This window comes from Geodermatophilus sp. SYSU D00867, from assembly GCF_054050315.1.
This window is the reverse complement of the sequence record NZ_JBJGZC010000005.1, coordinates 1-24,336: the sequence shown is the minus strand read 5'-3', so window position 1 is coordinate 24,336 and position 24,336 is coordinate 1. Positions and strand designations below refer to the sequence as shown.

Below are 24,336 nucleotides of genomic sequence, written 5' to 3'. Positions count from 1 at the left end.
GCCACGTCACCCGCAGGGCCGGTCAGCGCGCCAGCAGGTACCCGGCGGCCGCGGCACCGAGGCCGAGCACCAGCGTCGCCGCGAGGTAGGCGGCCGCCCGGCCGACGGCCCGCTCCTCGACCAGCCGGACGACGTCGGCGCCGAAGCCGGAGAAGGTGGTCAGCGTCCCGCAGAAGCCCGTGCCGACCAGCGCGACCACCGCCGGGGGCGTGTCACCGAGGCCCAGCAGCACGCCGAGCACGGCCGAGCCCGCGACGTTGACCGCCAGCGTGCCGACCGCGGGGTCCCGGCCCGCCCGCCCCGCGAGGCGGACCGCCAGCAGCCGCAGCGGCGCGCCGACCAGCGCGCCGGCCGCGACCAGCAGCGGGGTCACGGCGTCCGCCGCCGGACCGCGAGCAGGCCGGCGGCCGTGGCCAGCACCCCGCCGAGGACCGAGGCGAGCACGTAGCCCGCGGCGAGGAGGACCCGGCCGGCGTCGGTCAGCTCGACGACCTCGACGGCGAACGCGGAGTACGTCGTGTACCCGCCGAGCACGCCGACGGCGAGGAACGGGCGCACCCACGCCGGCTCCGGGCCCGCGGTGAGCAGGCCGAGGAGGACGCCCATCAGCAGGCAGCCGGTGAGGTTGACCAGCAGCGTCGCCCAGGGCCAGCCGGCGCCGGGGGAGGGGAGCGCCTCGGCGACGCCCCACCGCGCCAGCGCCCCCAGCGCCCCGCCGGCCGCCGCCAGCGCACAGGCCGCCGTCGGGGCCCTCACCGCCGGCGGGTCTCGGGGAACAGCAGGTCGACGAAGCGCGCCGCGGTGGGCTGCGGCTCGTGGTTGGCCAGCCCCGGGCGCTCGTTGGCCTCGACGAACACCGCGTCGGGGCCCTCGACGTCGGGGACGAGGAAGTCGACACCGGTCACGGGGATGCCGATCGCCCGGCTGGCCCGCACCGCCGCCTGGCCGATCGCCGGGTGCAGCCGGTCGGTGACGTCCTCGATGGTGCCGCCGGTGTGCAGGTTCGCCGTCCGTCGCACGCGCAGCCGCTGCCCGTTGGCCAGGACGTCGTCCATCGCGTACCCGGCCGCGCGGACGACGTCGGTGGTGACGTCGTCGAGCGGGATCCGCGACTCGCCGCCGGTGGCCCGCTCCCGCCGCCGGCTGGTCTCGCGCACCAGCTGGGCCACGGTGCTGCGGCCGTCGCCGACGACCTCCGCGGGCTTGCGCACCGCCGCGGCGACCACCTCGTGGTCGATGACGACGACGCGCACGTCCTCGCCCTCGACGAGCTCCTCGACCAGCACGTCCGGGCAGTACAGCCGCGCGGCGTCGACGGCCCGAGCGAGCTCCTCCTCGCTGGTCACGCCCACCGTGATGCCCTTGCCCTGCTCGCCGCGGGCGGGCTTGACCACCAGCTCCCCGCGCTCGGCCAGCAGCTCGCGGGCGGGGCCGAGGTCGTCACCGGGCACGGTGACACCGCGGGGCACGCGCACCCCGGCGGCCTCGACGATGCGCCGGGTGACCCGCTTGTCGTCGCAGCGGCTCATGGCGACGGCGGTGGTGAACTCCGACAGCGACTCGCGGGTCAGCACCCGGCGGCCACCGAGGGACAGCTGCATCTCGCCGAACTCGGCGTCGGTCACCTCGACGCGGATCCCGCGCCGCAGCGCCTCGTCGGCGATGATCCGCGCGTAGGGGTTCAGCCGGGTCAGCCCCGGCGGGCGGGCCGCGAACAGCGGCGTGTTGATCGGGTTCTTCCGCTTGACGCACACCGCGGGCGCGCGCACGAAGCCGAGCTTGCGGTAGAGCGCGATCGCGCCCTTGTTGTCGTGCATGACCGAGAGGTCGACGTAGGAGCGGCCGCGGCCGACGTACCGCTCGGCCAGCACCCGCACCAGCGCCTCGCCGGTGCCGGGCGGCGCGCTCTGCCCGTCGACGGCGAGGCACCACAGGCTGGTGCCGCCCTCCGGGTCGCCGAAGGCCAGCACGTGGTCGACGCCGGTGACCGTGCCGACGACGCGGGAGGTCCGGGTGTCCTCGGCGACGAGGTAGGTGAAGGCGCGGGTGCGGTGGTTGGCCCACATGGTCTCGGGGTCGCCGGTCACCATGCCGTTGCGGGCGTAGATCTCGTTGATCGCCACCATGTCCTCCAGCGAGGTCACCGTGCGCACGAAGACGCCGCGGATGAGCTCGGGGCGGGGCCGGTAGCGGTAGAGGTCCAGCCGGTAGGTGTAGCTGGGGTCGATGAACAGCTCGTCGGGCGCGAGGCCGACGAGGACGTGCGGGTCGCGGGCGTAGATGCAGATGTCGCGCTGCCCGGTCTCCTCGGCCCGCAGCGCGGCGAGGATGTCGCGCATCTCGGTGAAGGTCTGGCCGAAGACCAGGCGCCCCCACGCCAGGTCCAGCACGACGTCGGCGGCCATGCCCTCCAGCTGGTGCTCGGAGGGCCGCATCCAGTTGCGTCCGGTGAGGTCGGGGGTGCCGGCCACCGCCGTGCGGCGGCGGTGCCCGGCGAGCCGGGGTGCCACGGTGCGCCTCCTCAGACCCCGTGGTTCTGCAGCCACAGCTCCAGCAGGCCCAGCTGCCACAGCTTGTTGCCGCGCAGCGGCGTGAGCTCGCCGTTGGGGTCCTCGAGCAGCCGGGACACGTACTCCGGGCGGAACAGCGCCCGCTCCCGCGCCGCCTCGCTGGACAGCGCGTCCTTCACCAGGCCGAGCACCTTGCCCTCGAGGTGGGTGATCGCCGGCACCGGGAAGTAGCCCTTGGGCCGGTCGATGACCTCCGGCGGGATGATCCGGCGGCCGATCGCCTTGAGCACGCCCTTGCCGCCGTCGGCGAGCTTGAGCTCCGGCGGGCACTGGGCCGCGAGCTCCACCAGGTCGTGGTCGAGGAAGGGCACCCGGGCCTCCAGGCCCCACGCCATCGACATGTTGTCCACCCGCTTGACCGGGTCGTCGACGAGCATGACCTCGCTGTCCAGCCGCAGGGCGGCGTCGACGGCGGTCTGCGCGCCGGGGCGGGACATGTGGTCGCGGACGAACTCCAGGCTCGGGTCGCCGTCGAGGGCGTAGCGCTCGCCGACGAGCGCGCGCATGTCCTCCGCGCCGCGGTCGAAGAACGCCTTCGCGTAGCGCTCGACGGCCTCCTCGCGGTCGACGTCGGCCAGCGGCGGGTACCAGTGGTAGCCGGCGAAGACCTCGTCGGCGCCCTGCCCGGACTGCACGACGCGGATCGACTGGCTGACCCGCTCGGACAGCAGGTCGAAGGCGACGACGTCGTGGCTGACCATCGGCTCGGCCATCGCGCCGATGGCGTGGCCGAGCGCGGCGGCGAGCTCGTCGGAGGACACCCGGATGCGGTGGTGGTTCGTGCCGAACCGCTCGGCGATGACGTCGGAGTAGCGGAACTCGTCGCCCGCGTGGCCGCCGACGGTCTCGAAGCCGATCGAGTAGGTGGCGAGGCCGGTCTGCCCCTCCTGGGCGAGCAGGCCCACGATCAGGCTGGAGTCCAGCCCGCCGGACAGCAGCACGCCGACGGGGATGTCGGAGACCAGGCGGCGGCGGACGGCGACCCGCAGCGCCTCCTCGATCGCGTCCTCCCAGTCGCGGTTCGACCAGCCGGAGTGCTCGGGACGCCGCTCGTAGGTGGGCTCCCAGTAGCGGTGCTCGCGGCTGGTGCCGTCGGCCTCGATGACGCGGACGGTGGCCGGCGGCAGCTTGCGGACGCCGTTGAGCAGGGTGCGCGGCGCGGGGATGACGGCGTGCCAGGTCAGGTAGTGGTGCAGCGCGACGGGGTCGATGGAGGTGTCGACGTCGCCGGCGCGCAGCAGGGCCGGCAGCGACGAGGCGAACCGGAGCCGGCCCGGCGTCTCGGCGAGGTACAGCGGCTTGATGCCCAGCCGGTCGCGGGCCATGACGACCCGGCCGGTGTCCCGCTCGTGGATGACGACGACGAACATGCCGTGCAGGTGGTCGACGAAGTCGAGGCCCCAGTGGTGGTAGCCCTTGAGCAGGACCTCGGTGTCGCTGGTGGAGAAGAAGCGGTAGCCGTGGCCCTCGAGCTCGGCGCGCAGCTCCTTGTAGTCGTAGATGCAGCCGTTGAAGACCGCCTCGAGGCCCAGCTCGCTGTCCACCATCGGCTGGGAGCCGCTGGGGGAGAGGTCGATGACCGACAGCCGCCGGTGGCCGAACGCCACCCGGCCGGCGCTCCACTGGCCCTGGCCGTCCGGCCCGCGGGGGACCAGCGCCTCGACCATCCGCGCCACCGCGGTGGTGTCGGCCAGGGAGCCGTCGAACCTGATCTCGCCGGAGAGGCCGCACATGGGTTCGATCCAACCCCAGGGTGCCGGGCCTCGCGACGTGGTGGGCCCAGTTCACAGGAAGGTCACACGGCCCGGTTCCACGTGGAACCGGGCCGCGCGACCTCCCGCTAGGCGGTCAGCGCGGCGACGGCGGCCGGGACGTCGACCAGGCCGGCGCCCTTGTCGTACGACGTCGTCCGGCTGCCGACCGCGGTGTAGGCGGCACCGTCGGGATAGCGGTGCGCGGTCGAGGTGAGCGCCTCCTCGACCTCGGCCGGGGTCGCCGCCGGGTCGGCCTCGAACAGCTGGGCGACGATGCCCGCGACGTGCGGCGCGGCCATCGAGGTCCCGCTGATCGTGGTGAAGGTGCCCAGGTCGAGCAGGCCGGGACCGTTGCGCGGGTCGAGGCCGGTGGCGCAGACCGGCAGGTACGGCCGGCACGACGACGTGATGGCCTCGCCGGGCGCGGAGACGTCCGGCCAGGTGGAGGGGTCGGCCGCGGCGCCGCGCGAGGAGAACCCGCTGACCGCGCCGTCGCGGGTGCCGGTGTCCTGGTCGGAGTAGGACGCGACGCTGATGATCCCGCCGGTCGGGTCCTGGCCGGGCGGGTTGGTGAGCGACGTCGAGCCGTCGCCGCCGTCGTTGCCGGCCGCCCACACGGTGACGACGCCCTCGGCCGCCAGTGCGCGCTGCAGCTTGACCGTGGCGCTCTCCGGGTCGAACTCCCCGCCGCCGCTCGGGCCGTAGGAGTTGTTGGTGACCCGGATGGGCGGGCAGACGTCGGCGGGGACGTCCGCGCCGCACGGGTGCTCGTGGTTCTCCAGGACCCAGTTCAGCGCCGCGTCGGCGCCGACGATGAGCAGCGCCGCGCCGGTGGAGACGGACACGAGGCTCGCGCCGGGGGCCGCGCCCTGCAGCCGGCCGCCGTCGGGGAGCGCCGTCGGTCGGCCGGCCACGATCCCGCTGACGTGCGTGCCGTGCCCGCCGACCGACAGCGTGTCGGTGTCGACCGCGGTCGGCACCCGGACGACGCAGTCCGGCGTCGTCGCGGTCTCCAGCAGGCACAGGCTCTTCAGGTTGGCCACGACGGCGCTGCCGCCGTCGGGGTCGCGCAGGTAGGGGTGGGTGGGGTCGACGCCGGAGTCGATGACGGCGACCGAGACGCCGCTGCCGTCGAGCGGGGAGCCGTCGGGGCCGGTGAGCGTCCGCACGGCCTGCGCGCCGCCCGTGGCGGTGTGGGAGGTCTCCTGGGCGAACTCGATCGGGGTGTTGCCCTCGAGGTAGGTGACGCCGGGCTCGCCGCGGGCGGCCCGGACCTGGGCGGCGGTGCCGCGGGCGACGACCACGCCGATCCGCTCGAACTCGGTGACGGTCCGCATCCCGCTGGCGGCGACGGCGGCCCGGGCGGCCTGCGCGTCCTCCCCGTGCACCAGGACGGTGGTGGGGACGGCGGCGGCCAGGCCGGCGAGCTGGTCGGCCAGGAAGTCCTGGACGGGGGCGAGCGGATCGGGGGCCGCCTTGGCGGGGGAGGCCAGCAGCGCGCCGGCGACCAGCGCGGCCAGGCTCCCTCCTCCGAGCGCGCGACGGGTCGACCGGGTCATGGGCTCTCCTCGTTGAGAACTGACGGGTGCCCTGCTCGAACGAGTCGCTGCGACGCCGGTCACGCCGTGGGGGCGACCGGGCGTGTCGCCGGGTTCCAGGTGCCGGGCCGGCCGCTCCCGTTGGGCAGGGTGGGGGCGTGTACGACGACCCGCCGGGCGAGGCGCCCTGGGCGATGCAGCTGGTGGCGCGTGTGGAGCGGGTCGACCCGCCGGGCCGGACGGCCGTCTGCGAGGCGGCGGCGGTCGCGGTCGTGCGGCTGCTCGCCGACGACCGGGCGCTGCCCGGCGGGGAGTGGGAGCCGCTGGTCCGCCGGTGGACCGACGGGGCGATCCGCAAGCACTGCCGGCGGGCGCGGGGGGTCGCGTGGGACCGGGTCTCGGGGCTCCCGGGGGTGACCGCCGCGGTCGCCGGGGCGGAGGTCCGCGCGCTGGTGCCGGGCCCGACCGACGCCATCCCCCCGGAGGTCGCGAAGCTGCAGCTGACCGGTAGCGAGCTCGACGACCCCGGCGCCCGGCCGGTGGTCGACCCGGAACCGGGCGGCCCGCTCGTCCTCTCGGTCTGCCCCGAGCCGTTCCTGCCGCTGGGCAAGGCGGCCGCGGCCTGCGGTCACGCCGCGCAGCTGTCGGCGGTGCGCATGCGCGACGGGCGGTTCGACGCCTGGGCGGCCGCCGGCTTCCCCGTGGTGGTCGAGCACCCCGACGCCGCGCGGTGGACGGCGCTGCGCCCGCGGGCGGACGTCGAGGTGGTCGACGCGGGGTTCACCGTGGTCGCCCCCGGGACGAGCACCGCCCTCGCCCGCTGGGCCTAGCGCGGCGCGCCCGCGCGTCCTCGCCGCGTGCCGACCTGGTGTCGTCTCCCGCGCGCGGAGACGACAGCAGGTCGACACCGCGCGCTCAGCCGTAGTAGAGGGCGACCGGGCGGCCGTCGATCTCGCGGACGTCGACGGTGGTGTCGTAGACGGCCGCGAGCACCTCGGGACGCATGACGTCGCGCGCGGGGGCGTCCGCGACGACGGTGCCGTCCCGCATGGCCACGATGCGGTCGGCGTGAGCAGCCGCCGAGTTGACGTCGTGCAGCACGGTGACGACCCGCTTGCCGAGCTCGTCGGCCATCGTCCGGACCAGCCGCATGATCTCGGTCATGTGCCGCAGGTCGAGGTTGTTGAGCGGCTCGTCGAGCAGCACGTACTCGGTGTCCTGCGCGAGGACCATCGCGATGAAGGCCCGCTGGCGCTGACCGCCGGAGAGCTCGTCGAGGTACCGGTCCCGGTAGGGGTCGAGCTCCAGGTAGGCGATCGCCCGGTCGACGTGCTCGCGGTCGGCGACGGTGAGCCGGCCCCGGGAGTGCGGGAAGCGCCCGAACTCCACGAGGTCGGAGACGGTCAGGCGCGCGGCGACGTGGTTGTCCTGGCGCAGCACGGCCAGGCGCCGGGCCAGCTCCCGCGACGGCGTCGTCGCGACGTCCAGGCCGTCCACCGTGACCCGGCCGGCGTCCGGCCGGACCAGGCGGCCGACGAGGCCGAACAGCGTCGACTTGCCCGCGCCGTTGGGACCGATGAGCGCCGTCACCCCCTCGCCGCCGAAGCGGATCGTGACGTCGTCGACGACCGTCTGGCCGCCGTAGCGCTTGGTGACGCCCTCGAGCGCGATCACCGCGCCCCCTTCCGCAGGACGAGGTACAGGAAGAACAGACCGCCGGCGAAGTCGATGACCGTGGAGAGGGTGCCGCCGAAGCCGAGCACCCGCTCCAGGACCAGCTGACCGCCGAGCAGGCAGGCGACGCCGAGGAGCACCGCCGTGGGCACCGTCCACACGTGGCGGAACGAGCCGGCCCACGAGTAGGCGAGGTTGGCGACGATCAGGCCGAAGAACAGGATCGGCCCGACGAGCGCCGTCGACGCCGCGACCATTACCGAGACGACCAGGAACAGCGTCATGACCACGCGCCGGTGGTCGACGCCCAGGCCCACCGCGGCCGGCTCGCCGAGGGTCAGCACGTCGAGGGTGCGCAGCAGCGGCACCACCACCGCGCAGCCGAGGACGACGAGGCCCGCGGTGAGCGCCAGCAGCGTCTCGTCGGGCCGGGTCAGGGAGGCGAAGAAGGCGTCGGAGAGCACCTGGAAGTCCAGCGGGTCGAGCATCCGCTGCATCCACTCGCTGAAGGCGCGGAAGTACGTGCCCAGCACGACGCCGACCAGCAGCATCAGGTGGATGGAGCGCCGCTTCCCGCCGAACAGCCAGGTGAACAGGACGACGCTGAACCCGACCATGACCGCCACCTGCACCGCCCACAGGACGAGCGGGTCCGCCGCCAGGAACGCCGCGGACCCGGCGGCGAAGACGACGACGGTCGAGACCAGCACGTAGAACGCGTCGAACCCCATGATCGACGGGGTGAGGACGCGGTTCTGGGTGATCGTGTGGAAGACGACCGTCGAGACCCCGACCGCCGCCGCGACGACGACGACCGCGGCCACGGTCAGGCCGCGCTTCTCCAGCGCGTAGGCCAGCGACCCGGGCACGTCGGTGAACAGGTAGAGCGCGGTCAGGACGACGACGACCGCGCCGAGCACGGCCAGGCGGGCGGCGGGCCCGGCCCGGCGCACGCGCACCGCCGCGCGGGGGCGGACCGTCGTCGGGGCGGGGTCAGTGAGCACGGCTCCCCCTCCGCAGCAGCAGCCAGAGGAACAGCACCGCGCCGACGATGCCGACGACGACCGACAGCGGGATCTCGTAGGGGAAGCGCAGGACCCGGGCGAGGACGTCGCAGGCGACGACGAACACGGCCCCGAGCGCGGCCACCCACGGGATCGCGCGGCGGACGTTGTCGCCGATCAGCAGGCTGACGACGTTCGGGACGACGAGGCCGAGGAACGGGACCAGCCCCGCGGTGACGAGCACCGCCGCGGTGATGACCGCGACGACGACCATCCCGACGGCCACCCACCGGCGGTGGTCCAGCCCCAGGTTGGTCGCGAACTCCTCGCCGAGGCCGATGACGCTGAACCGGTCGGCGGCCAGCCAGGCGACGACGACCATCACGCCGGCGATCCACACGAGCTCGTACCGGCCCTGCACGACGCCGGCGAAGCTGCCCTGCGCCCACTGCCCGAGGGACTGCAGCAGGTCCAGGCGGTAGGCCACGAACGTCGTCACCGCGCCGACGACGCCGCCGAGCACGATGCCGACCAGCGGGACGAGGACGAGCTGGCGGACCGGCACCGCCCGGACCACCCGCAGGAACACCCAGGTGCCGAGGAGGCCGAACACCGCGGCGACGGCCGTCTTGCCGACGACGGCCAGCCCCGGCAGGAACACCGTCGTCACGAGCATGCCGAGCGTGGCGAACTCGGTGACGCCGGTGGTGCTCGGCTCCACGAACTTGTTCCGCACGAGCATCTGCATGATCAGCCCGGCGATGCCCAGCGAGGCGCCGGCGAGGACCAGGGCCACGGTGCGCGGGATCCGGGTGGCTCCGAGCAGGAAGGCGGCGGTGCCGTCGGACCCGCCGGTGAGCACCGACACCGGGGAGACGTCGGAGACGCCGATGAACAGGCTCGCGACCGCGAGGACCGCGAGCAGCACGCCGACGAGCACCCCCACGCCGGTGCGCCGGGGGCGCGCCGGGGCGGGGGTGCTCGTCCGACCCGTGTCGAGTGCCGTCACGGCGGAGGTGCGGGACTCAGCCGGCGATCTGCAGGACGTCGTCGATCATGATCCGGGTGGTGTCGATGCCACCGAAGACGACGTACCAGGCGACCGGGTCGAGGTAGTGGATCTGGCCCTGCTGGGCGGCGGTCGTCTGCGCGACGACGTCGTTGTCGAGCACCGCCGCGGCCGCCTGCGCGCCCTCCTCGCCGGTGGCGGCGTCGCGGTCGACGACCCACAGGTGGTCGGGGTCCGTCTCGAGCAGGAACTCGAAGGAGACCGGCTCGCCGTGCGTGGCGGCCTGGATGTCGTCGACGACGGGCTGCACGCCGAACGCGTCGTAGATGAGACCGCCCCGGGCGCCCCGGGCGTCCGCGCCGTCGCCCGCCGGGGCCATCGCGCTGAGCTCGCCACCGGCCACCATGAGGCCGAGGCCGGTGCCCGCGTCGGCGGTGGCGGCCCGCGCCTCCTCGATCCCCGCCTCCAGGTCGGCGACGGCCGCGGCCGCCTCGTCCTCCGCGCCGAGCACCTCGCCGAGGAAGGTGGCGTTGCGCTCGAGGGTCTCGGTGTAGCTGCCGCGCAGGCTCAGGTCGACGGTCGGCGCGATCTCGCTGAGGTCCTCGTACAGCGTCGAGGAGCGGCCGCCGATGACGATGAGGTCGGGCTGCTGCGACTCGATCTCGACCAGGTCGGCCTCGAACAGGGTGCCCGCGTCGAAGGCGTCGTCGGCCAGGTACCGCTGCAGGTAGTCGGGCACCGAGTCCAGCGGGGCGCCGGCGACCTCCCCGCCCAGGGCGCCGATGGTATCGAGGCTGGCCATGTCGAAGACCACGATCCGCTCGGGGTCCACCGGGACCTCGACCGTCGTCTCCTCGTACTCCGGCTCCTGGTCCTCGGCGGCGGTGTTCCGGTCCCAGGTCCAGGTCACGGTCCCGGCGTCGGTCGACGCCTCGGCCACCGGCCCGTCGGACGAGCACGCGCCGAGCGCGAGGACCGTGGCCAGGGACAGGGAGGCGGCCGCCAGCGGCCGGGTCGCGGTGCGCATCGTTCTCCTGCTCGAAGTAGGTCAGGCTGCCCTAACTGAGGACGGCCTAACCTGTCACAGCCCCCGGGGCAACGGAACGGCGGGGTCCCCTCACGGCCGGTTGCCCCCCTCCACCGGCGGGCAGGAGCGGCCCATGCAGACACGCACCCTCGGGTCCCTGTCCGTCCCCGCCATGGGGCTGGGCTGCATGGGGATGAGCGAGTTCTACGGCACCGGCGACCAGGCCGAGGCCGAGCGCACCATCCAGCGGGCCCTCGACCTCGGCGTCACCTTCCTCGACACCGCGGACATGTACGGCCCGTTCACCAACGAGCGGCTGGTCGGGAAGGCGATCGCCGGCCGCCGCGACGAGGTGGTGCTCGCGACCAAGTTCGGCAACGAGCGCGGCGAGGACGGCTCGTTCCGCGGGATCAACGGGAGGCCGGACTACGTGCGGCGGGCCTGCGACGCCTCGCTCGAGCGGCTCGGTGTCGACGTCGTCGACCTCTACTACCAGCACCGGGTGGACACCACCGTCCCGGTCGAGGACACCTGGGGCGCGCTGGCCGAGCTGGTCGAGGCGGGCAAGGTGCGCACCGTCGGCATCTCCGAGGCCGCGCCGGAGACCATCCGCCGCGCGCACGCCGTCCAGCCGGTGACCGCCGTGCAGACCGAGTACTCGCTGTGGAGCCGCGACCCCGAGGAGGACGGCGTCCTGGCCACCTGCGCCGAGCTCGGCATCGGGTTCGTCGCCTACTCGCCGATCGGCCGCGGCTTCCTCTCCGGGCAGATCCGCAGCGTGGACGACCTCGCGCCCGACGACTTCCGCCGGCACAACCCGCGGTTCCAGGGCGAGGCGTTCCAGCAGAACCTGCGCCTGGTCGACCGGGTGCGCGAGATCGCCGACGAGAAGGGCGTGACGGCGTCGCAGCTCGCGCTGGCGTGGGTGATGGCGCAGAGCGACCGCGGGGGCAACCCGGGCGTGGTGCCGATCCCCGGCACCAAGCGGGTGCGCTACCTCGAGGAGAACGCCGCGGCCGCCGACGTCGAGCTGTCCGACGACGACCTGCGCCGGCTCGACGAGGCCGCCCCGGTCGGCGCCGCGGTCGGCGACCGCTACCCGGACATGTCCGGCGTCCACCGCTGACGGAGAACCTCGCTGCCCCCACCCCTCGCGCGCTCGCGCCGGGCCCCTGCGGGGAGGCCGGACCACGCGGCCGTCCGGGGCGTGACGGCGCCCAGCACCTCGGCGACGTGGGCGCGGGCGGCGGCGGCCAGCCGGGCGCCGGCGTCGGCCCACGCGTCGCGGACCTCGCGCGCCGGCCAGGCCTCCGGCTGCAGCGCCGGGGGCAGCAGCGGGTCGCCGGTGAGCAGCGCCCGCACGTCCGCCCGCAGCCGCAGGTGGCGGCCGAGCGCGGCCGGGCCCTGGGGCACCGCGTCCGCGACCGCGCGCAGCCGGTCGAGCACCCGGGTCCAGGCGGCGGCGAGCCGGGGGAGGTCCCAGCAGCGGGTGGCCAGGTCGGCGTCGGACAGCCGCGGGTCGGCCACGCGCGCGGTGAGCAGGTCCAGCCGGGAGGTGCGCTCGCCGGCCAGCTCGGCGCGCACCTCCTCCAGCGCGGCGGCGTGCGGCGACACCCACGTGGCCGGCGCCAGCGGGCCGAAGCCGGCGCGGGCCAGGCCGCGCCGCACCCGCTCGCGGGCCGCGCGGTCGGTCTCCGGCACGCCGTAGACGACCATCCGCCACTCCCCGTCCCACGGGCCCAGCCGCGACCGGACCCGGTCGCAGCGGGTGGTGACCGCCGCGCGCAGCGCCGCGGTCGGGGCGAGCAGCGTCTCCCGCCCGCGCCGGGACGCGGTCAGCCACCCGGCGCGGCGCAGCGCCGACGCGGCGGCCCGGGTGCTCGGCTCGGCCACCCCGCACGCCGCGAGGAGGCCGACCAGGGCCTGCAGCGGCACCGGGTCGCCCGTGACGGCGTCCAGGTGCTCGGCGCACAGGTCCACCACCAGGTCGCGGACGGTCATGGCCCGTGCCTACCCCGCGCCCGCTCCCGGCTCCCCCGGAGGGCGCGCGATCATGGGAGGCGATGAACGCCCTCCTCGTCTGGTCGGCCACGGCGGTGGCCCTGCTCGTCGCCCTCGCCGGCCTGGCGTCCACCCTCGCCCGCCGGCGGATCGGCCTGCTGCACCTGGCCGGCGCCGCGGTGCTCGAGGTGCTGCTCGTCGTCCAGGCGGTGGTGGCGGCGGTGGCGCTGGCGGACGGGCAGCGGCCCCCGGAGACGGCGACCTTCGTGGGCTACCTGGCCGGCGTCGTCCTGCTGCCGGTGGCCGGGGTGCTGTGGTCGCGCACCGAGCCCAGCCGCTGGGCGGGGACGGTGCTGGCCGTGGCGTCGCTGGTGACCGCCGTCATGGTCTGGCGGCTGGTGCAGCTCTGGGAGGCCCCCGGTGCCTGAGCGGGACGCGCGGGGCACCGCGCCGGGCGGGACCGCCGCCGGGCCGGGCCGGGTGCTGGTGGCCGTCTACGCCGTCTTCGCGCTGGCAGCCGGCGCGCGGGCCGGCGTGCAGCTGGCCACCCGCTTCGACGAGGCGCCGGTGGCCTACCTGCTGTCGGCCCTGGCCGCGGTGGTCTACCTGGTCGCCACCGTCGGGCTGGCCCGCGGCGGGCGGGCGGGACGGCGGACCGCCGTCGTCGCGTGCTCGGTGGAGCTGGCCGGCGTGCTGGTGGTGGGCGTGCTGTCGCTGGTGGACCCGGCGGCCTTCCCCGACGAGACGGTGTGGTCGGCGTTCGGCCGCGGCTACGGGTTCGTGCCGCTGGTGCTGCCGGTGCTCGGCCTGCTGTGGCTGCGCCACCAGGCCGACGTGGCGGCGGGGGAGGTGGCGGCGGGGGAGGAGGCGACCGGGTCCGTCCCCGGGGACGGTCCCGGCCGGTCCTGAGCGGTCAGAAGTCGCCGCCCCCGAAGTCGCCGCCGAAGTCCCCGCCCCCGAAGTCCCCGCCGCCGTAGTCGCCGCCGTCGAAGCCGTTGTCGGCCCCGCCGGCGAAGTCGGCGCCCGGGTCGCCGCCGTAGCCACCCTCGGAGGCCGCGTAGTCGCCGCCGCCGCCGCCGTCGCCGTCGCCGGCCCCGGCGCCGTCCTGGTAGCCCTCGGCGTAGGCCTCCTCGTCGCCGCCGCCGAACAGGCCGCCGTCACCGAGGCCCGTGTCGAACAGCGCGTCGGCGACCGCCGTCCCGACGACGAGGCCGCCGATGGTCCCGAGCAGGCTGCCGCCGATCGAGCCGGCGAAGCCGCCCATCCGGGGCCCGTAGCCGCCGCCGTAGCCGTACCCGCCGCCGTAGCCGTACCCGCCACCGCCGTAGCCCGGGCCGTGGCCCGGGCCGTAGCCGGGTCCGTACCCGCCGCCCCCGTAGCCGGGGCCGCCGCCGTAGCCGCCGAAGGTCCGCTCGAGGAACCCGGGCTGGCGGAGCTCGGCGCGGGTGGCGACCCGGGCCAGCGTCTGGGCGTCGTCGCTGCGCGGGCGCTCGGACGCCGGTACGCCGGCCGCGAGCTGGGTGAGCACCTCCTGCCGCTGCTCCGGAGTGAGCTGGGCGAAGGCCTCCGCGTGCGCCTGCTCGATCTGGTCCGGCGGCGCGGTCTTCAGCAGGTAGCGGTAGCGCTCGATGGCCTGCTGGTCGGTCAGCGGGCGGTCGCCGGAGGCCCGCCGGGCCGCGGGCGGGGCCGGTGCGGGCGGCGGGGCGTAGCCGTCGTAGCCGCCGTAGGCCGGGGGCTCCGGCGCGCGGCGCCGGCCGAGGAGCCGGTCGAGCAGTCCCATGACGTCTCCCTCCCGAGTGGTCCCCGGGAGGGTGCCCGTCACGCAGCCGCGCACACCTGTCCGGGCAGGTCACCTGGCGGTCGGGAGGAGTCGGCCCGGGCGGCCGGTAGATTGGTTGCGTGCGACCGGACGGGAACCGACCGCAGGAGGGGCAGGGCCCGCCGCCCGGCGTGCTCCCCGGCGTCGGCGGTCCCACCGACTCGCCGTCCGGTGACGGCATCCCGCCCCGCACCCGCGCCGCCATGGCCGAGGCCACGGCACCTGCCGGGGACGACGCCACCGACCGGCAGGCCGGCGTCGTCAGCGCCGCCACCGCCGTCGTCTCCGAGCACCGCGGGGACCACGCCGCGTCCACCGCCCTGCCCGCGGTCCTGGCCGACGTCCCGGTCGCGGTCCTGCTCATCGACCAGGAGTCGGGCGCGGTCACCTACGCGAACACCGCCGCGGTCGAGATGGCCGGCAACGTCCGCCTGCCGGTCGACGTCGACACCTGGGGCGCGTCGGCCGGGCTCACCGACCTCGGCGGCGCGCCGCTCGCGCGCACCAGCGGCCCGCTGTCGCTGGTGGCCCAGGGCCGGCCGGTCACCGGCGAGGCGGTGCGGCTCTCGCCGGGCCGCAGCACCGACGCCGGCCGGGCCCGGGAGGACGACGGCGACGCGGACCGGCTGCTGTGGGTGACCGGCTTCCCGCTCTCCCAGCCGGACAGCAGCCAGCAGCTGTCGCTGGTGGTGCTGCTCGAGGTCGAGAACGCGGGCGGCGAGGACGCCGACGCCGAGCTGCAGGCGCTGCGCGAGCGGGCCGTCGTCGCCACCGACATCGCGTTCACCATCACCGACCCCCGCCAGCCGGACGACCCCCTGGTCTGGGTCAACCCGTCGTTCTCCCGGATCACCGGGTACTCCTACGAGGAGTCGGTGGGTCGCAACTGCCGCTTCCTGCAGGGCCCCACCACCGATCGGGCGAGCGTCGAGCAGATCCGCGCGGCTCTGCGCGCGCGGGAGGCGGTCACCGTCACGCTGCTCAACCACCGCCGCGACGGCACCGCCTTCTGGAACCAGCTCGCGATCAGCCCGGTGTTCGACGGCGACGGCGAGCTGGTCAGCTTCGTCGGCGTGCAGACCGACGTCACCGAGCGGGTGCGGGTCGAGGCCGAGCGGGAGGCGGCCTTCGCCGCCGAGCAGGCCGCCCGGCGGGAGGCCGAGCTCGCCCGCGCGGTCGCCGAGCAGGCCCAGCGCGACGCCGAGCGGGCGCAGCGCGACGCCGAGAGCGCCCAGGCCCGGCTCGCGCTGATGGCCGAGGCGACCAGCGCGCTGATCGCCACCCTCGACATCGCCGACGTGCTCGACCGGCTGGCCGCCCTGTGCGTGCCGCAGCTGGCCGACTGGGCGGTCATCACGCTGGTCGACGAGTCCGGCGAGGTCCGGGAGCTGGTCTCCCGCGATCGCGAGCACCAGCGCACCGATCTGCGCCGGTTCGACGCCGGGCACGCGCTGCGGTTGCCCCCGGACTCGCCGGGCCAGCGCAGCATCACCACCTCGCGCGCGGTGCTGGTCGAGCGGCTGCCCGAGCGGCTGGACGACGTCACCGCCTCCCCGGTGGCCCGGGAGATCGCCGGGCGGCTGGGCGCGACGTCGGCGCTGAGCGCGCCCATGGTGGCCCGCCGCCGGACCCGCGGGGCGATCACGCTGGTGCGCACCTCCCCGGAGCGCCCGTTCACCCCCGACGACGTCGGGCTGGTCGAGGACCTCGCCCGCCGGGCGGCCCTGGTCATGGACAACGTGCGGCTCTACCAGCAGGAGCACGCCGTCGCCGACACCCTGCAGCGGTCCCTGCTGCCGGACCTGCCGGAGATCCCCGGGCTCGAGGCCGCCGCGCACTACGTCAGCGCCTCGACCGCCGCCGACGTCGGCGGGGACTTCTACGACCTGCTGCAGCTGCCCGACGGGTCGGTCGGGATGGTCGTCGGCGACGTCGCCGGCCACGACGTCGCCGCGGCCGCCGCGATGGGGCACCTGCGCGGGCTCATCCGCGCCTGCCTCTGGGACGCCCCCGACCCCTCCCCGAGCACGGTGCTCACCCGCGTGGACCGGCTGGTGCAGGGCCTGCGGGTCGCCTCGCTGGCGACGATGGCCTACCTGCGCGCCCTCCCCCCGGACGGGCCCGGCGGCGCCTGGACGGCGCAGCTGGCCAACGCGGGCCACCCGCCGCTGCTCCTGCGCTCACCCGACGGGTGCCTGCGGCCGGTCGACGGCGTCACCGGCCTGCTGGTCGGCGTCGACGCCACCGCCGAGCGGCGGACGCGGACCCTGCGGCTGCCGCCGGGCTCCACGGTGCTCGCCTACACCGACGGGCTGGTGGAGACCCCCGGCTCGGACCTCGACCAGGGCATCGCCGCGCTGGTGGAGCGGGTGTCGGCCACCCCGGCCGACGCCTCGCCCCGCGAGCTGTGCGACGCCGCGGTGAGCGGCACCCTCGACGGCCGCGACGACGTCGCGCTCATCGCCGTCCGCTTCGGCTAGCGGACGGAGTCCTCCCGGCCCCTCCGCGGGGTCCCGCCGCGAGCTGGCGAGGGGTGGGGCGGAGGGGTCCTCCATCAGGCGCCGTCGGCCTCCACGAACCCGTAGCGGCCGCGGTGGAACAGCAGCGGGCGGCGGCCGGGGTCGGCGCCGAGGTCCAGCACGCGGGCCGCGACGATCGTGTGGTCGCCGCCGTCGTACTCCGCCCACAGCGTGCAGTCGATCCACGCGACGACGCCGTCGAGCACGGGGGAGCCGTGCCGGCTCGGCCGCCACGGGACGCCGGCGAACTTGTCGACGCCCGAGCGGGCGAACGCCGCCGACAGCCCGGACTGGTCCTCGGCGAGGACGTTGACGCAGAACCGGCCGATGTCCCGCAGCCGCGGCCAGGTGCTCGACGTGCGCGCCGGCGCGAGCGCCACCAGCGGCGGGTCCAGGGACAGTGAGCTGAACGACTGGCAGGTGAAGCCGATCGGGCCGTCGTCGGTGTCCGCGGTGACCACGGTGACGCCGGAGGCGAAGTGGCCGAGCACGTCCCGCATGACCCGCGGGTCGACGACCTCCGCCGGACCGCTCACGCCGTCGTCCCGGCGGCCGCCCGGGGCACCGAGCGGCCGCCGGCGCGGTACAGGGAGCTCGGCAGCTCGTGGCCGACCGCGGACTCGGTGACCCGCGCGGCGGCCAGCAGCGCGTCCAGGTCGATCCCGGTGCGCACGTCGGACTCCTCCAGCCAGTAGACGAGCTCCTCGGTGGCGATGTTGCCGCTCGCGCCGGGCGCGAACGGGCAGCCGCCGAGCCCGCCGACGGAGGCGTCGAGCTGGGTCACCCCGGCCTGGACGGCGGCCAGCGCGTTGGCCTGGCCGGTGCCGCGGGTGTCGTGGAAGTGGACCGCGACCGGGGTGCCGGGGCAGGCGCGGCGGACGGCGTGCAGCAGGCGGACCACCCGCGCCGGCGTCGTCGTCCCGATCGTGTCGCCCAGGCACAGGGCGTCGGCGCCGGCGGTGACCGCGGCGCGGCAGACGTCGACGGTGCGGGCGATCGGGGTGCGCCCCTCGAACGGGCAGTCCCACGCGGTGGCGACGACGACCTCCAGCGAGCCGCCGGCGCCGTGCGCCAGCGCGGCCACCTCACCGACGCCGGCCAGCGCCTCCGCGGTGGAGCGGCCGGCGTTGGCCCGGCTGTGCCCGTCGGAGGCGGACACGACCAGCTCGAGGTCGGCGATGCCGGCGTCGACCGCGCGGACCGCGCCGCGGGGGTTGGCGACCAGCGCCGACCAGTGCACGCCGGGCCACCGGGACAGCTCGGCGGCCACCCGGTCGGCGTCGGCCAGCGCCGGGACGGCCTTCGGCGAGACGAACGACGTCACCTCGATGCGGCGCACGCCCGTGGCGACCAGCGCCTCGAGCATCGCGAGCTTGCCCTCGAGCGGGACGGGGGCCTCCAGCTGCAGCCCGTCGCGCATGCCGACCTCGCGGACGTCGACCGCCGTCGGCAGCACCAGGTCGAAGTCCGACGGCACCGCTGCCCTCCTGTCTGCTCGCCCGGACGGGGGAACCCGACCATCCTGCCTCGCGAAGGGGTTCCACGTGGAACGCAGGAGGTAATGACTGGGGTCGGTACACCGAGACGAGGTGCGGGAGGGAGGCGCCGTGGACCTGGAGGGCGCCACGGGCACCCTGCCGCCCCCCGACCTGGGCAGCGCGTTCACGAACTCACCGATGGGGGTGGCACTGACCACCCCGGAGGGCGTGCTGATCGAGGCGAACGCCGCGCTCGGCGAGCTGCTCGGCCGCGAGCCCGGGACGCTGCGCGGCACGACGCTGTTCGCCGTCACCCACCCCGAGGACGTGGCCGGCGCGGTCGCCGTCTGCACCGGCCTGCAGGAGAGCCGCGGCCGGGCCCGGCACGAGTGCCGGATGGTGCGGTCCGACGGGGAGGTGGTGCCGGTCCAGGTGACGTCGTCCTGGGTCGACGGCACCCCGGGCGTCGCCGCGCCGCACCTGGTCCTGGTGGTCGAGGACGTCACCGACCGCAAGGCGTTGGAGGCCCGGCTGCTGCACCTGTCGGCGCACGACCCGCTCACCGGGCTGCCCAACCGGCTGCTGTTCCGCGACCGGCTGCGGCACGCGCTCGAGCGCGGCCACCGCGAGCACACGCCGACCTGCGTGCTCGTGCTGGACCTCGACGGGTTCAAGGCGGTCAACGACCAGTTCGGTCACCCCGTCGGTGACGCTGTCCTCGTGGCCGTCGCCGGGCACCTGGCCTCGGTGCTGCGGGCCAGCGACACCGCGGCCCGGCTGGGCGGCGACGAGTTCGCCGTCGTCTGCGAGAACACCGAGCGGGCCGACGCCGAGGTGCTGGCCGCGCGGCTGCGGGAGGCGTTCCCCGGCTCGCTGAGCATCGGCTCGACCACCGTGCGGGTGGGCCTGAGCATCGGCATCGGCTCGGTCGACGGCGGCGTGGACCCCGAGGAGGCGCAGGAGGCGGTGGTCCGGGAGGCCGACGCGGCGATGTACGCCGACAAGGCCCGCCGCCGCTGAGCCGGCTCAGGCGCGCGAGCCGGCCCAGCCCACCGTGCGCGGCAGCCGGGCGAACACCGCGGTCAGCACCGGCAGCGGCAGCGCGAACACCAGGAACGCGGTGAAGCCGGCGACGTCGTCGGCGTCCTGCGACGCGGCCCCGACGACCAGGGCGAGGAAGAGCACGACGACCGAGGCGAGCGCGGAGGCGAACAGGACCGTCGGGGAGTGCCGGCCCAGCAGCCGCGCCGCCCCGGTGACCAGCCCGGCCGCGCAGGGGAGCCCGAGCAGCAGCGTGACGGTGATCGGGTCGTCCTCGGCACCGGTGAGCACCGCGACGAGGAAGGCCAGCGACACCAGCGCGGTCAGGCCGCCGGTGACGAAACCGAGCACGGCCGCGGTGGTCGCCGTCCCCGGCCGCCCCGGACCGTGCGGCCACGCCGGCGGCGCGAACGGCACCGCCGCCCAGCCGGGGCCGTACGGGACCGGCTGGGGGTGGGGCGGGACCTGCCCGTGGGGCGGCACGGCGCCGTACGGGGGCGGGGCGCCGTGGGGAGGCGGGGCGCCGTACGTGGGCTGGGCGCCGTACGTGGGCCGGCTGCCGTACGCGGGCGGCGGGGGAGGGGGGACGGACCCGGGCGGGACGACGTCCCACTCCTGCTCGTACGGCTGACCGGTCATGCGCCCAGTCTGCGGCTGCCACCCCCGCGCCCTCCGCTCCTGCTCCCGTGTCGTCGCCCGCACGGGTCAGACGCCGAGGGCGGCGCCGACGACGGCGCGGGCCTCCTCCTGCACCTGCGCGAGGTGGTCGGGGCCGCGGAACGACTCCGCGTAGACCTTGTAGACGTCCTCGGTCCCCGACGGGCGGGCGGCGAACCAGGCGTTCTCCGTGACCACCTTCAGCCCGCCGATGGCGGCGTCGTTGCCGGGCGCGCGGGTGAGCTTGGCGGTGATCGGCTCGCCGGCCAGCTCGGTGGCGGTGACGTCCTCCGGCGACAGCTTCCCCAGCGCCGCCTTCTGCTCGCGGGTGGCCGGGGCGTCCACCCGCGCGTAGGCCGACGCGCCGTACCGCCCGGTCAGCTCCGCGTGCAGCTGCGACGGCGAGCTGCCGGTCACCGCCTGGATCTCGCTCGCCAGCAGCGCGAGCAGGACGCCGTCCTTGTCCGTCGTCCACACCCCGCCGTCGCGGCGCAGGAACGACGCCCCCGCGGACTCCTCGCCGCCGAACCCGACCGAGCCGTCGAGCAGCCCGGGCACGAACCACTTGAACCCGACCGGCACCTCGACCAGCCGCCGCCCCAGCCCGGCGACGACGCGGTCGATCAGCGACGACGACACCAGCGTCTTGCCGACGGCGACGTCCCCGCCCCACTCCGGGCGGTGCGCGAACAGGTAGGAGATCGCGACGGCGAGGAAGTGGTTGGGGTTCATCAGCCCGGCGTCGGGGGTGACGATGCCGTGCCGGTCGGCGTCGGCGTCGTTGCCGGTGGCGATCGCGTAGTCGGCGCGCTTGCCGATGAGCGAGGCCATCGCCGACGGCGACGAGCAGTCCATCCGGATCTTGCCGTCCCAGTCGAGCGTCATGAACCGCCACGTGGGGTCGACCAGCGGGTTGACCACGGTGAGGTCGAGCCGGTGCCGCTCGGCGATCGCCGCCCAGTAGTCCACCGACGCCCCGCCGAGCGGGTCGGCGCCGATCCGGACGCCGGCCGAGCGGATCGCGTCGAGGTCGAGCACCGCCGGCAGGTCGTCGACGTAGGCGGCGACGTAGTCGTACCGCTGCGCCGCCGCGTGCGCCCGGGCGAACGGCACCCGCCGCACGCCGTCGAGGCCCGCGGCGAGCAGCTCGTTGGCGCGGTCGGCGATGACCTTCGTGGCGTCGGTGTCGGCCGGGCCGCCCGAGGGCGGGTTGTACTTGAAGCCGCCGTCGCGCGGCGGGTTGTGCGACGGCGTGACGACGATGCCGTCGGCCAGGCCGCTCGTCCTCCCCCGGTTGGCGGTGAGGATCGCGTGGCTCACCGCCGGGGTGGGCGTGTACCGGCCGGCGGCGTCGACCAGCACGGGGACGTCGTTGGCGACGAGCACCTCGAGCGCGCTGGCCCACGCCGGCTCGGACAGCGCGTGGGTGTCGCGGCCGAGGAACAGCGGCCCGTCGTAGCCCTGCGCCGCCCGGTACTCGCAGATGGCCTGGGTGGTGGCCAGGATGTGCGCCTCGTTGAACGCGGTGTCGAACGCCGACCCGCGGTGCCCGGAGGTCCCGAACGACACCCGCTGCGCCGGCTCGGCCGGGTCGGGCACCAGCGTGTAGTAGGCGGTCACCAGGGAGGCGACGTCGACCAGGTCGGACGGGGCGGCGGGCTGGCCGGCACGGGGATCGGTCACGCCGCCGATCCTGGCCCGGCTCCCGGCCCGGTGGCGAGCGGAGACCGCGCTACTGCCCGAAGGAGTACCGCAGGTCCGCGTTGACCAGCTCGTTGAGCCGCTTCCGCAGGTGCCCGAGGAGCGAGGCGTCCGGCAGGGGTCCGTCAACCAGCAGGGTCCAGCGGAGGTCGGTCCCGGAGGCGCCGGCGAGGGCGAGCACGTCGAAGCGGACCCGCGCGTCGGGCCGGCGCTCCCACAGCGAGGACCAGACGACGAGGTGCGGCCGCTCGGCGTGCACCACGGTCGGCCGGTGCTCGTCGTCGAGCAGCCGCAGCCACGGGCGCGCGGGGTCGCGGTCGGGCCCGGTGAGCGCCTCGAACACGACGTGCGGGGGAGCGGGTTGGTCGCGCCGCCGCGTCCCGGCCTCGATCACGGCCCGACGCGGGCCGTCGCGCGGCGGACCCGGAGGCCGTCGAGCAGCAGGCCGGCGGCCAGCGCGGCGCCGGCGCCCTCCCCGGCGCGCAGCCGCAGGTCCAGCAGCGGCTCCAGGCCGAGGGCGTGCAGCACCAGCTCGTGCCCGCGCTCGCGGCTGCGCTGCCCGGCGACGAGGCAGGCCTGGGCGCCGGGCTCGAGCAGGACGGCGGCCAGCGCGGCCACCGAGACGGCGAACCCGTCGAGGACGACGGGGGTGCGCGCCGCCGCGGCGCCGAGGACGGCCCCGGCCAGCACGGTGAGCTCCGGCCCGCCGAGCTCGGCCAGCGCGCGCTCCGGCGCGAGCCCGCTGCCCGCCCGGCGCACCGCCTCCGCCACCACGGCGCGCTTGCGCTCGAGCACCTCGCTGTCGGCGCCGGAGCCCAGCCCGGTGACGTCGGCGGGGTCGGCGCCGAGCAGCCCGGCGGCCAGCGCGGCGGCGACGGTCGTGTTGCCCACGCCCACCTCGCCGAGCGCGAGCAGGCCGTCGCGGGCGCCCAGCTCCCGCCCGGCGGCCAGCAGCCGCTCGACGTCGGCGGCGGTCAGCGCGGGGGCGGCGGCGAGGTCGCCGCGAGGGCCGGCCGGCCGGGCGGCCCTCGCGCCGGGCAGCGGGTCGCCGTCCACCCCGGCGTCGACGACGACCGTCCCCAGCCCGGCCGCGGCCGCGGCGGTGGCGCCGACCGAGGTGCCGGCCAGCGCGGCGCGGACGACGTCGCGGGTGACGTGCCCGCCGTAGGCCGAGACGCCGAGCGCGGCGACCGGGTGGTCCGCGGCGGCGAGCACGAGCGTGCCGCCGGCGACGTCGCCGCGGCCGAGGGCCACGACCCGGTCCACCGCGCGGTCGAGCACGCCGAGCGACCCCGGGGGAGTGAGCAGGCGGTCGGCCTCGTCGCGGGCGCCGACGACGTCCTCGCGGCCGGGCGCGCGCAGGTGCGACGGGGGAGCGGCCGGGCCGCCGTCGTCGGCGGGCCAGCGGTCCTCCAGGACGACGGCCTCCAGCGGCAGCCGCCGTGACCAGCCGGCCCGCTCCAGCCCGGGCGCGGGCGGGCGCTCGTCGGGCCAGCCCAGGCACAGCCAGCCGAGGGTGGCCACGCCGTCGGGGAGGCCGACCAGCCCGGCCAGCTCCTCGGGGCGGAACAGCGTCACCCAGCCCATGCCCAGGCCCTCGGCGCGGGCGGCGAGCCACAGGTTCTGGATGGCCGCCGCGCAGCTCCACAGGTCGGCGTCGGGGAAGGTCGCGCGGCCCAGCACGCCGGCCGCGGGGGTGCGCCGGTCGCAGCAGACGACGATCCCCAGCGGCGCCTCGCGCACGCCCTCGAGCTGCAGGTCCAGCAGCCGGCGGGCGGCGTCGGGCTCCATCTGCGCGGCCTGGCGCAGCCGCTCGCGGTCGGTGAGGACGGCGGCGCGGTCCCGGACGGCCGGGTCGCGGACGACGACGAACCGCCACGGCTGGCTGTGGCCCACCGACGGGGCCGAGTGCCCGGCGGCCAGCACCCGGCGCAGGACGTCGTCGGGCACCGGGTCCGGGCGGTAGCGGCGGACGTCGCGGCGGGCGGCGACGACGGCGTAGAACCCGCCGGCGTCGTCGGGCATGGCCCAGCCGGCGGGGTCGCCGGCCCGCTCGGCGGCGGAGGTGGCGTCGCCGATGAGCGGGACCGGCCGGGGGTACGTCACGGGCGCTGCCTCCGCAGCCGGGCGGGGGCCCGGCGGGCCCAGGCCTCGTCCAGCAGGTCGGCGACGACGGCCGGGTCGGCCGCGGCCAGGTCGACCTGCACGCCCGAGAGCCGCTTCCCCCACCACAGCAGCGAGACCGCACCCCCCTCGGCCGCGCGCGCCTCCGACTCCCCGACCACGACGTTGAGGATGCCCGGTGCCCGCAGCGTGGCGAGCACGGCGGTCCCCAACCGGAAGGACGGGCGGCCGTGGTGGTCGGCCTCGGTGACCTCCGGCAGCGCCAGCGCCAGCGCGCGGACCTCCTCCTCGGTCATCGTCACGCCCTCCCGGCAGTCCGGGGTGTGGCGGGGCGCGGGCGTGGCCGGGGCGACTCGGCGGCGGCGGCGACGTCCCGCCCGCACGCCCCGCCGGCCGCGGCGGAGCGGCTGGAGGAGCAGG

At 76.4% G+C, this 24,336-nt stretch carries 24 protein-coding genes; 6 read left to right on the top strand and 18 right to left on the bottom strand.

Annotated elements, in window-relative coordinates; translation table 11 throughout:
• Positions 1 to 22: 22 nt before the first annotated feature.
• The 5 genes from ACI8AK_RS05930 to ACI8AK_RS05910 all read right to left on the bottom strand — a co-directional run bounded on the left by ACI8AK_RS05930 (position 23) and on the right by ACI8AK_RS05910 (position 5,883).
• The gene (locus ACI8AK_RS05930; RefSeq protein ID WP_387988569.1) at positions 23 to 373 is read right to left on the bottom strand and encodes a fluoride efflux transporter FluC; all 351 of its coding nucleotides are present in this window, start codon (positions 371 to 373) and stop codon (positions 23 to 25) included.
• A complete protein-coding gene (locus tag ACI8AK_RS05925) occupies positions 370 to 756 on the bottom strand; it encodes a fluoride efflux transporter FluC (RefSeq protein WP_387988570.1) in 387 nt (128 codons plus the stop codon). Before ACI8AK_RS05925 ends, ACI8AK_RS05930 begins: the two co-directional genes overlap by 4 nt.
• A complete protein-coding gene (ngg, locus tag ACI8AK_RS05920) occupies positions 753 to 2,510 on the bottom strand; it encodes an N-acetylglutaminylglutamine synthetase (RefSeq protein WP_456904169.1) in 1,758 nt (585 codons plus the stop codon). The genes ACI8AK_RS05925 and ngg overlap by 4 nt, the downstream gene beginning before the upstream one ends.
• Before the next feature lie 11 nt (positions 2,511 to 2,521).
• On the bottom strand, positions 2,522 to 4,303 hold the full coding sequence (locus tag ACI8AK_RS05915) for an N-acetylglutaminylglutamine amidotransferase (protein ID WP_456955483.1): 1,782 nt from the start codon (positions 4,301 to 4,303) through the stop codon (positions 2,522 to 2,524).
• Between the two features lie 107 nt (positions 4,304 to 4,410).
• Positions 4,411 to 5,883, bottom strand: a complete 1,473-nt coding sequence (locus ACI8AK_RS05910) for a S8 family serine peptidase (protein ID WP_456955481.1) — start codon at positions 5,881 to 5,883, stop codon at positions 4,411 to 4,413.
• 137 nt (positions 5,884 to 6,020) lie between these two features.
• On the opposite strand from ACI8AK_RS05910, the gene ACI8AK_RS05905 reads away from it, so the two are divergent.
• Entirely contained in the window at positions 6,021 to 6,692 is a 672-nt protein-coding gene (locus ACI8AK_RS05905) for a hypothetical protein (protein WP_456955480.1), read from the top strand.
• An 85-nt stretch (positions 6,693 to 6,777) separates the two neighbouring features.
• Here ACI8AK_RS05905 and ACI8AK_RS05900 read toward each other — a convergent pair whose 3' ends face one another.
• The 4 genes from ACI8AK_RS05900 to ACI8AK_RS05885 all read right to left on the bottom strand — a co-directional run bounded on the left by ACI8AK_RS05900 (position 6,778) and on the right by ACI8AK_RS05885 (position 10,576).
• Positions 6,778 to 7,536 carry an iron ABC transporter ATP-binding protein gene (locus tag ACI8AK_RS05900; RefSeq protein ID WP_387988575.1) on the bottom strand — a complete coding sequence of 253 codons (759 nt, stop codon included), beginning with the start codon at positions 7,534 to 7,536 and terminating at the stop codon, positions 6,778 to 6,780.
• Positions 7,533 to 8,540, bottom strand: coding sequence for an iron chelate uptake ABC transporter family permease subunit (locus tag ACI8AK_RS05895; protein WP_456955479.1), 1,008 nt, complete (start codon positions 8,538 to 8,540; stop codon positions 7,533 to 7,535). The genes ACI8AK_RS05900 and ACI8AK_RS05895 overlap by 4 nt, the downstream gene beginning before the upstream one ends.
• Positions 8,530 to 9,486 (bottom strand): ABC transporter permease, encoded by a 957-nt coding sequence (locus tag ACI8AK_RS05890; RefSeq protein WP_387988577.1) that lies wholly within the window; start codon positions 9,484 to 9,486, stop codon positions 8,530 to 8,532. Before ACI8AK_RS05890 ends, ACI8AK_RS05895 begins: the two co-directional genes overlap by 11 nt.
• Positions 9,487 to 9,565: 79 nt before the next feature.
• A complete protein-coding gene (locus ACI8AK_RS05885) occupies positions 9,566 to 10,576 on the bottom strand; it encodes a siderophore ABC transporter substrate-binding protein (protein ID WP_456904176.1) in 1,011 nt (336 codons plus the stop codon).
• Positions 10,577 to 10,709: 133 nt separating this feature from the next.
• Here ACI8AK_RS05885 and ACI8AK_RS05880 point away from each other — a divergent pair, with 133 nt between their 5' ends.
• Complete coding sequence (locus tag ACI8AK_RS05880) at positions 10,710 to 11,702, top strand: aldo/keto reductase (RefSeq protein ID WP_456955477.1); 993 nt, start codon at positions 10,710 to 10,712, stop codon at positions 11,700 to 11,702.
• Here the strand turns inward: ACI8AK_RS05880 and ACI8AK_RS05875 are convergent.
• On the bottom strand, positions 11,672 to 12,577 hold the full coding sequence (locus ACI8AK_RS05875; RefSeq protein ID WP_456955475.1) for a PaaX family transcriptional regulator C-terminal domain-containing protein: 906 nt from the start codon (positions 12,575 to 12,577) through the stop codon (positions 11,672 to 11,674). The genes ACI8AK_RS05880 and ACI8AK_RS05875 overlap by 31 nt on opposite strands.
• Before the next feature lie 62 nt (positions 12,578 to 12,639).
• Here ACI8AK_RS05875 and ACI8AK_RS05870 point away from each other — a divergent pair, with 62 nt between their 5' ends.
• Both ACI8AK_RS05870 and ACI8AK_RS05865 read left to right on the top strand, forming a co-directional pair.
• Positions 12,640 to 13,005, top strand: coding sequence for a hypothetical protein (locus tag ACI8AK_RS05870; RefSeq protein WP_387988581.1), 366 nt, complete (start codon positions 12,640 to 12,642; stop codon positions 13,003 to 13,005).
• Positions 12,998 to 13,486: a hypothetical protein gene (locus ACI8AK_RS05865; protein ID WP_456955473.1), complete on the top strand. Its 489-nt coding sequence runs from the start codon at positions 12,998 to 13,000 to the stop codon at positions 13,484 to 13,486. Before ACI8AK_RS05870 ends, ACI8AK_RS05865 begins: the two co-directional genes overlap by 8 nt.
• A 4-nt stretch (positions 13,487 to 13,490) precedes the next feature.
• Here ACI8AK_RS05865 and ACI8AK_RS05860 read toward each other — a convergent pair whose 3' ends face one another.
• The gene (locus tag ACI8AK_RS05860) at positions 13,491 to 14,357 is read right to left on the bottom strand and encodes a hypothetical protein (RefSeq protein ID WP_456955471.1); all 867 of its coding nucleotides are present in this window, start codon (positions 14,355 to 14,357) and stop codon (positions 13,491 to 13,493) included.
• Positions 14,358 to 14,476: 119 nt separating this feature from the next.
• On the opposite strand from ACI8AK_RS05860, the gene ACI8AK_RS05855 reads away from it, so the two are divergent.
• A complete protein-coding gene (locus tag ACI8AK_RS05855; RefSeq protein WP_456955469.1) occupies positions 14,477 to 16,876 on the top strand; it encodes a SpoIIE family protein phosphatase in 2,400 nt (799 codons plus the stop codon).
• Positions 16,877 to 16,950: 74 nt separating this feature from the next.
• On the opposite strand, the gene ACI8AK_RS05850 is transcribed toward ACI8AK_RS05855, so the two are convergent.
• Positions 16,951 to 17,451 (bottom strand): flavin reductase family protein, encoded by a 501-nt coding sequence (locus tag ACI8AK_RS05850; RefSeq protein WP_387988585.1) that lies wholly within the window; start codon positions 17,449 to 17,451, stop codon positions 16,951 to 16,953.
• Positions 17,448 to 18,392, bottom strand: a complete 945-nt coding sequence (locus ACI8AK_RS05845; RefSeq protein WP_456955467.1) for a hydroxymethylglutaryl-CoA lyase — start codon at positions 18,390 to 18,392, stop codon at positions 17,448 to 17,450. The genes ACI8AK_RS05850 and ACI8AK_RS05845 overlap by 4 nt, the downstream gene beginning before the upstream one ends.
• Before the next feature lie 130 nt (positions 18,393 to 18,522).
• Here ACI8AK_RS05845 and ACI8AK_RS05840 point away from each other — a divergent pair, with 130 nt between their 5' ends.
• Positions 18,523 to 19,413, top strand: a complete 891-nt coding sequence (locus ACI8AK_RS05840; RefSeq protein WP_387988587.1) for a diguanylate cyclase domain-containing protein — start codon at positions 18,523 to 18,525, stop codon at positions 19,411 to 19,413.
• 6 nt (positions 19,414 to 19,419) lie between these two features.
• On the opposite strand, the gene ACI8AK_RS05835 is transcribed toward ACI8AK_RS05840, so the two are convergent.
• From ACI8AK_RS05835 to ACI8AK_RS05815, 5 genes are all read right to left on the bottom strand, one after another.
• Positions 19,420 to 20,073 (bottom strand): hypothetical protein, encoded by a 654-nt coding sequence (locus tag ACI8AK_RS05835; protein ID WP_387988588.1) that lies wholly within the window; start codon positions 20,071 to 20,073, stop codon positions 19,420 to 19,422.
• A gap of 66 nt (positions 20,074 to 20,139) precedes the next feature.
• A complete protein-coding gene (gene pgm / locus ACI8AK_RS05830) occupies positions 20,140 to 21,774 on the bottom strand; it encodes a phosphoglucomutase (alpha-D-glucose-1,6-bisphosphate-dependent) (protein WP_456903480.1) in 1,635 nt (544 codons plus the stop codon).
• 49 nt (positions 21,775 to 21,823) lie between these two features.
• Positions 21,824 to 22,186, bottom strand: a complete 363-nt coding sequence (locus ACI8AK_RS05825) for a hypothetical protein (protein WP_456955466.1) — start codon at positions 22,184 to 22,186, stop codon at positions 21,824 to 21,826.
• Complete coding sequence (gene bluB / locus ACI8AK_RS05820) at positions 22,183 to 23,898, bottom strand: 5,6-dimethylbenzimidazole synthase (RefSeq protein ID WP_456955465.1); 1,716 nt, start codon at positions 23,896 to 23,898, stop codon at positions 22,183 to 22,185. Before bluB ends, ACI8AK_RS05825 begins: the two co-directional genes overlap by 4 nt.
• Positions 23,895 to 24,336 (bottom strand): hypothetical protein (locus tag ACI8AK_RS05815; protein ID WP_456955463.1); only part of this gene is annotated, 442 nt, incomplete at its 5' end. The genes ACI8AK_RS05815 and bluB, both read right to left, overlap by 4 nt.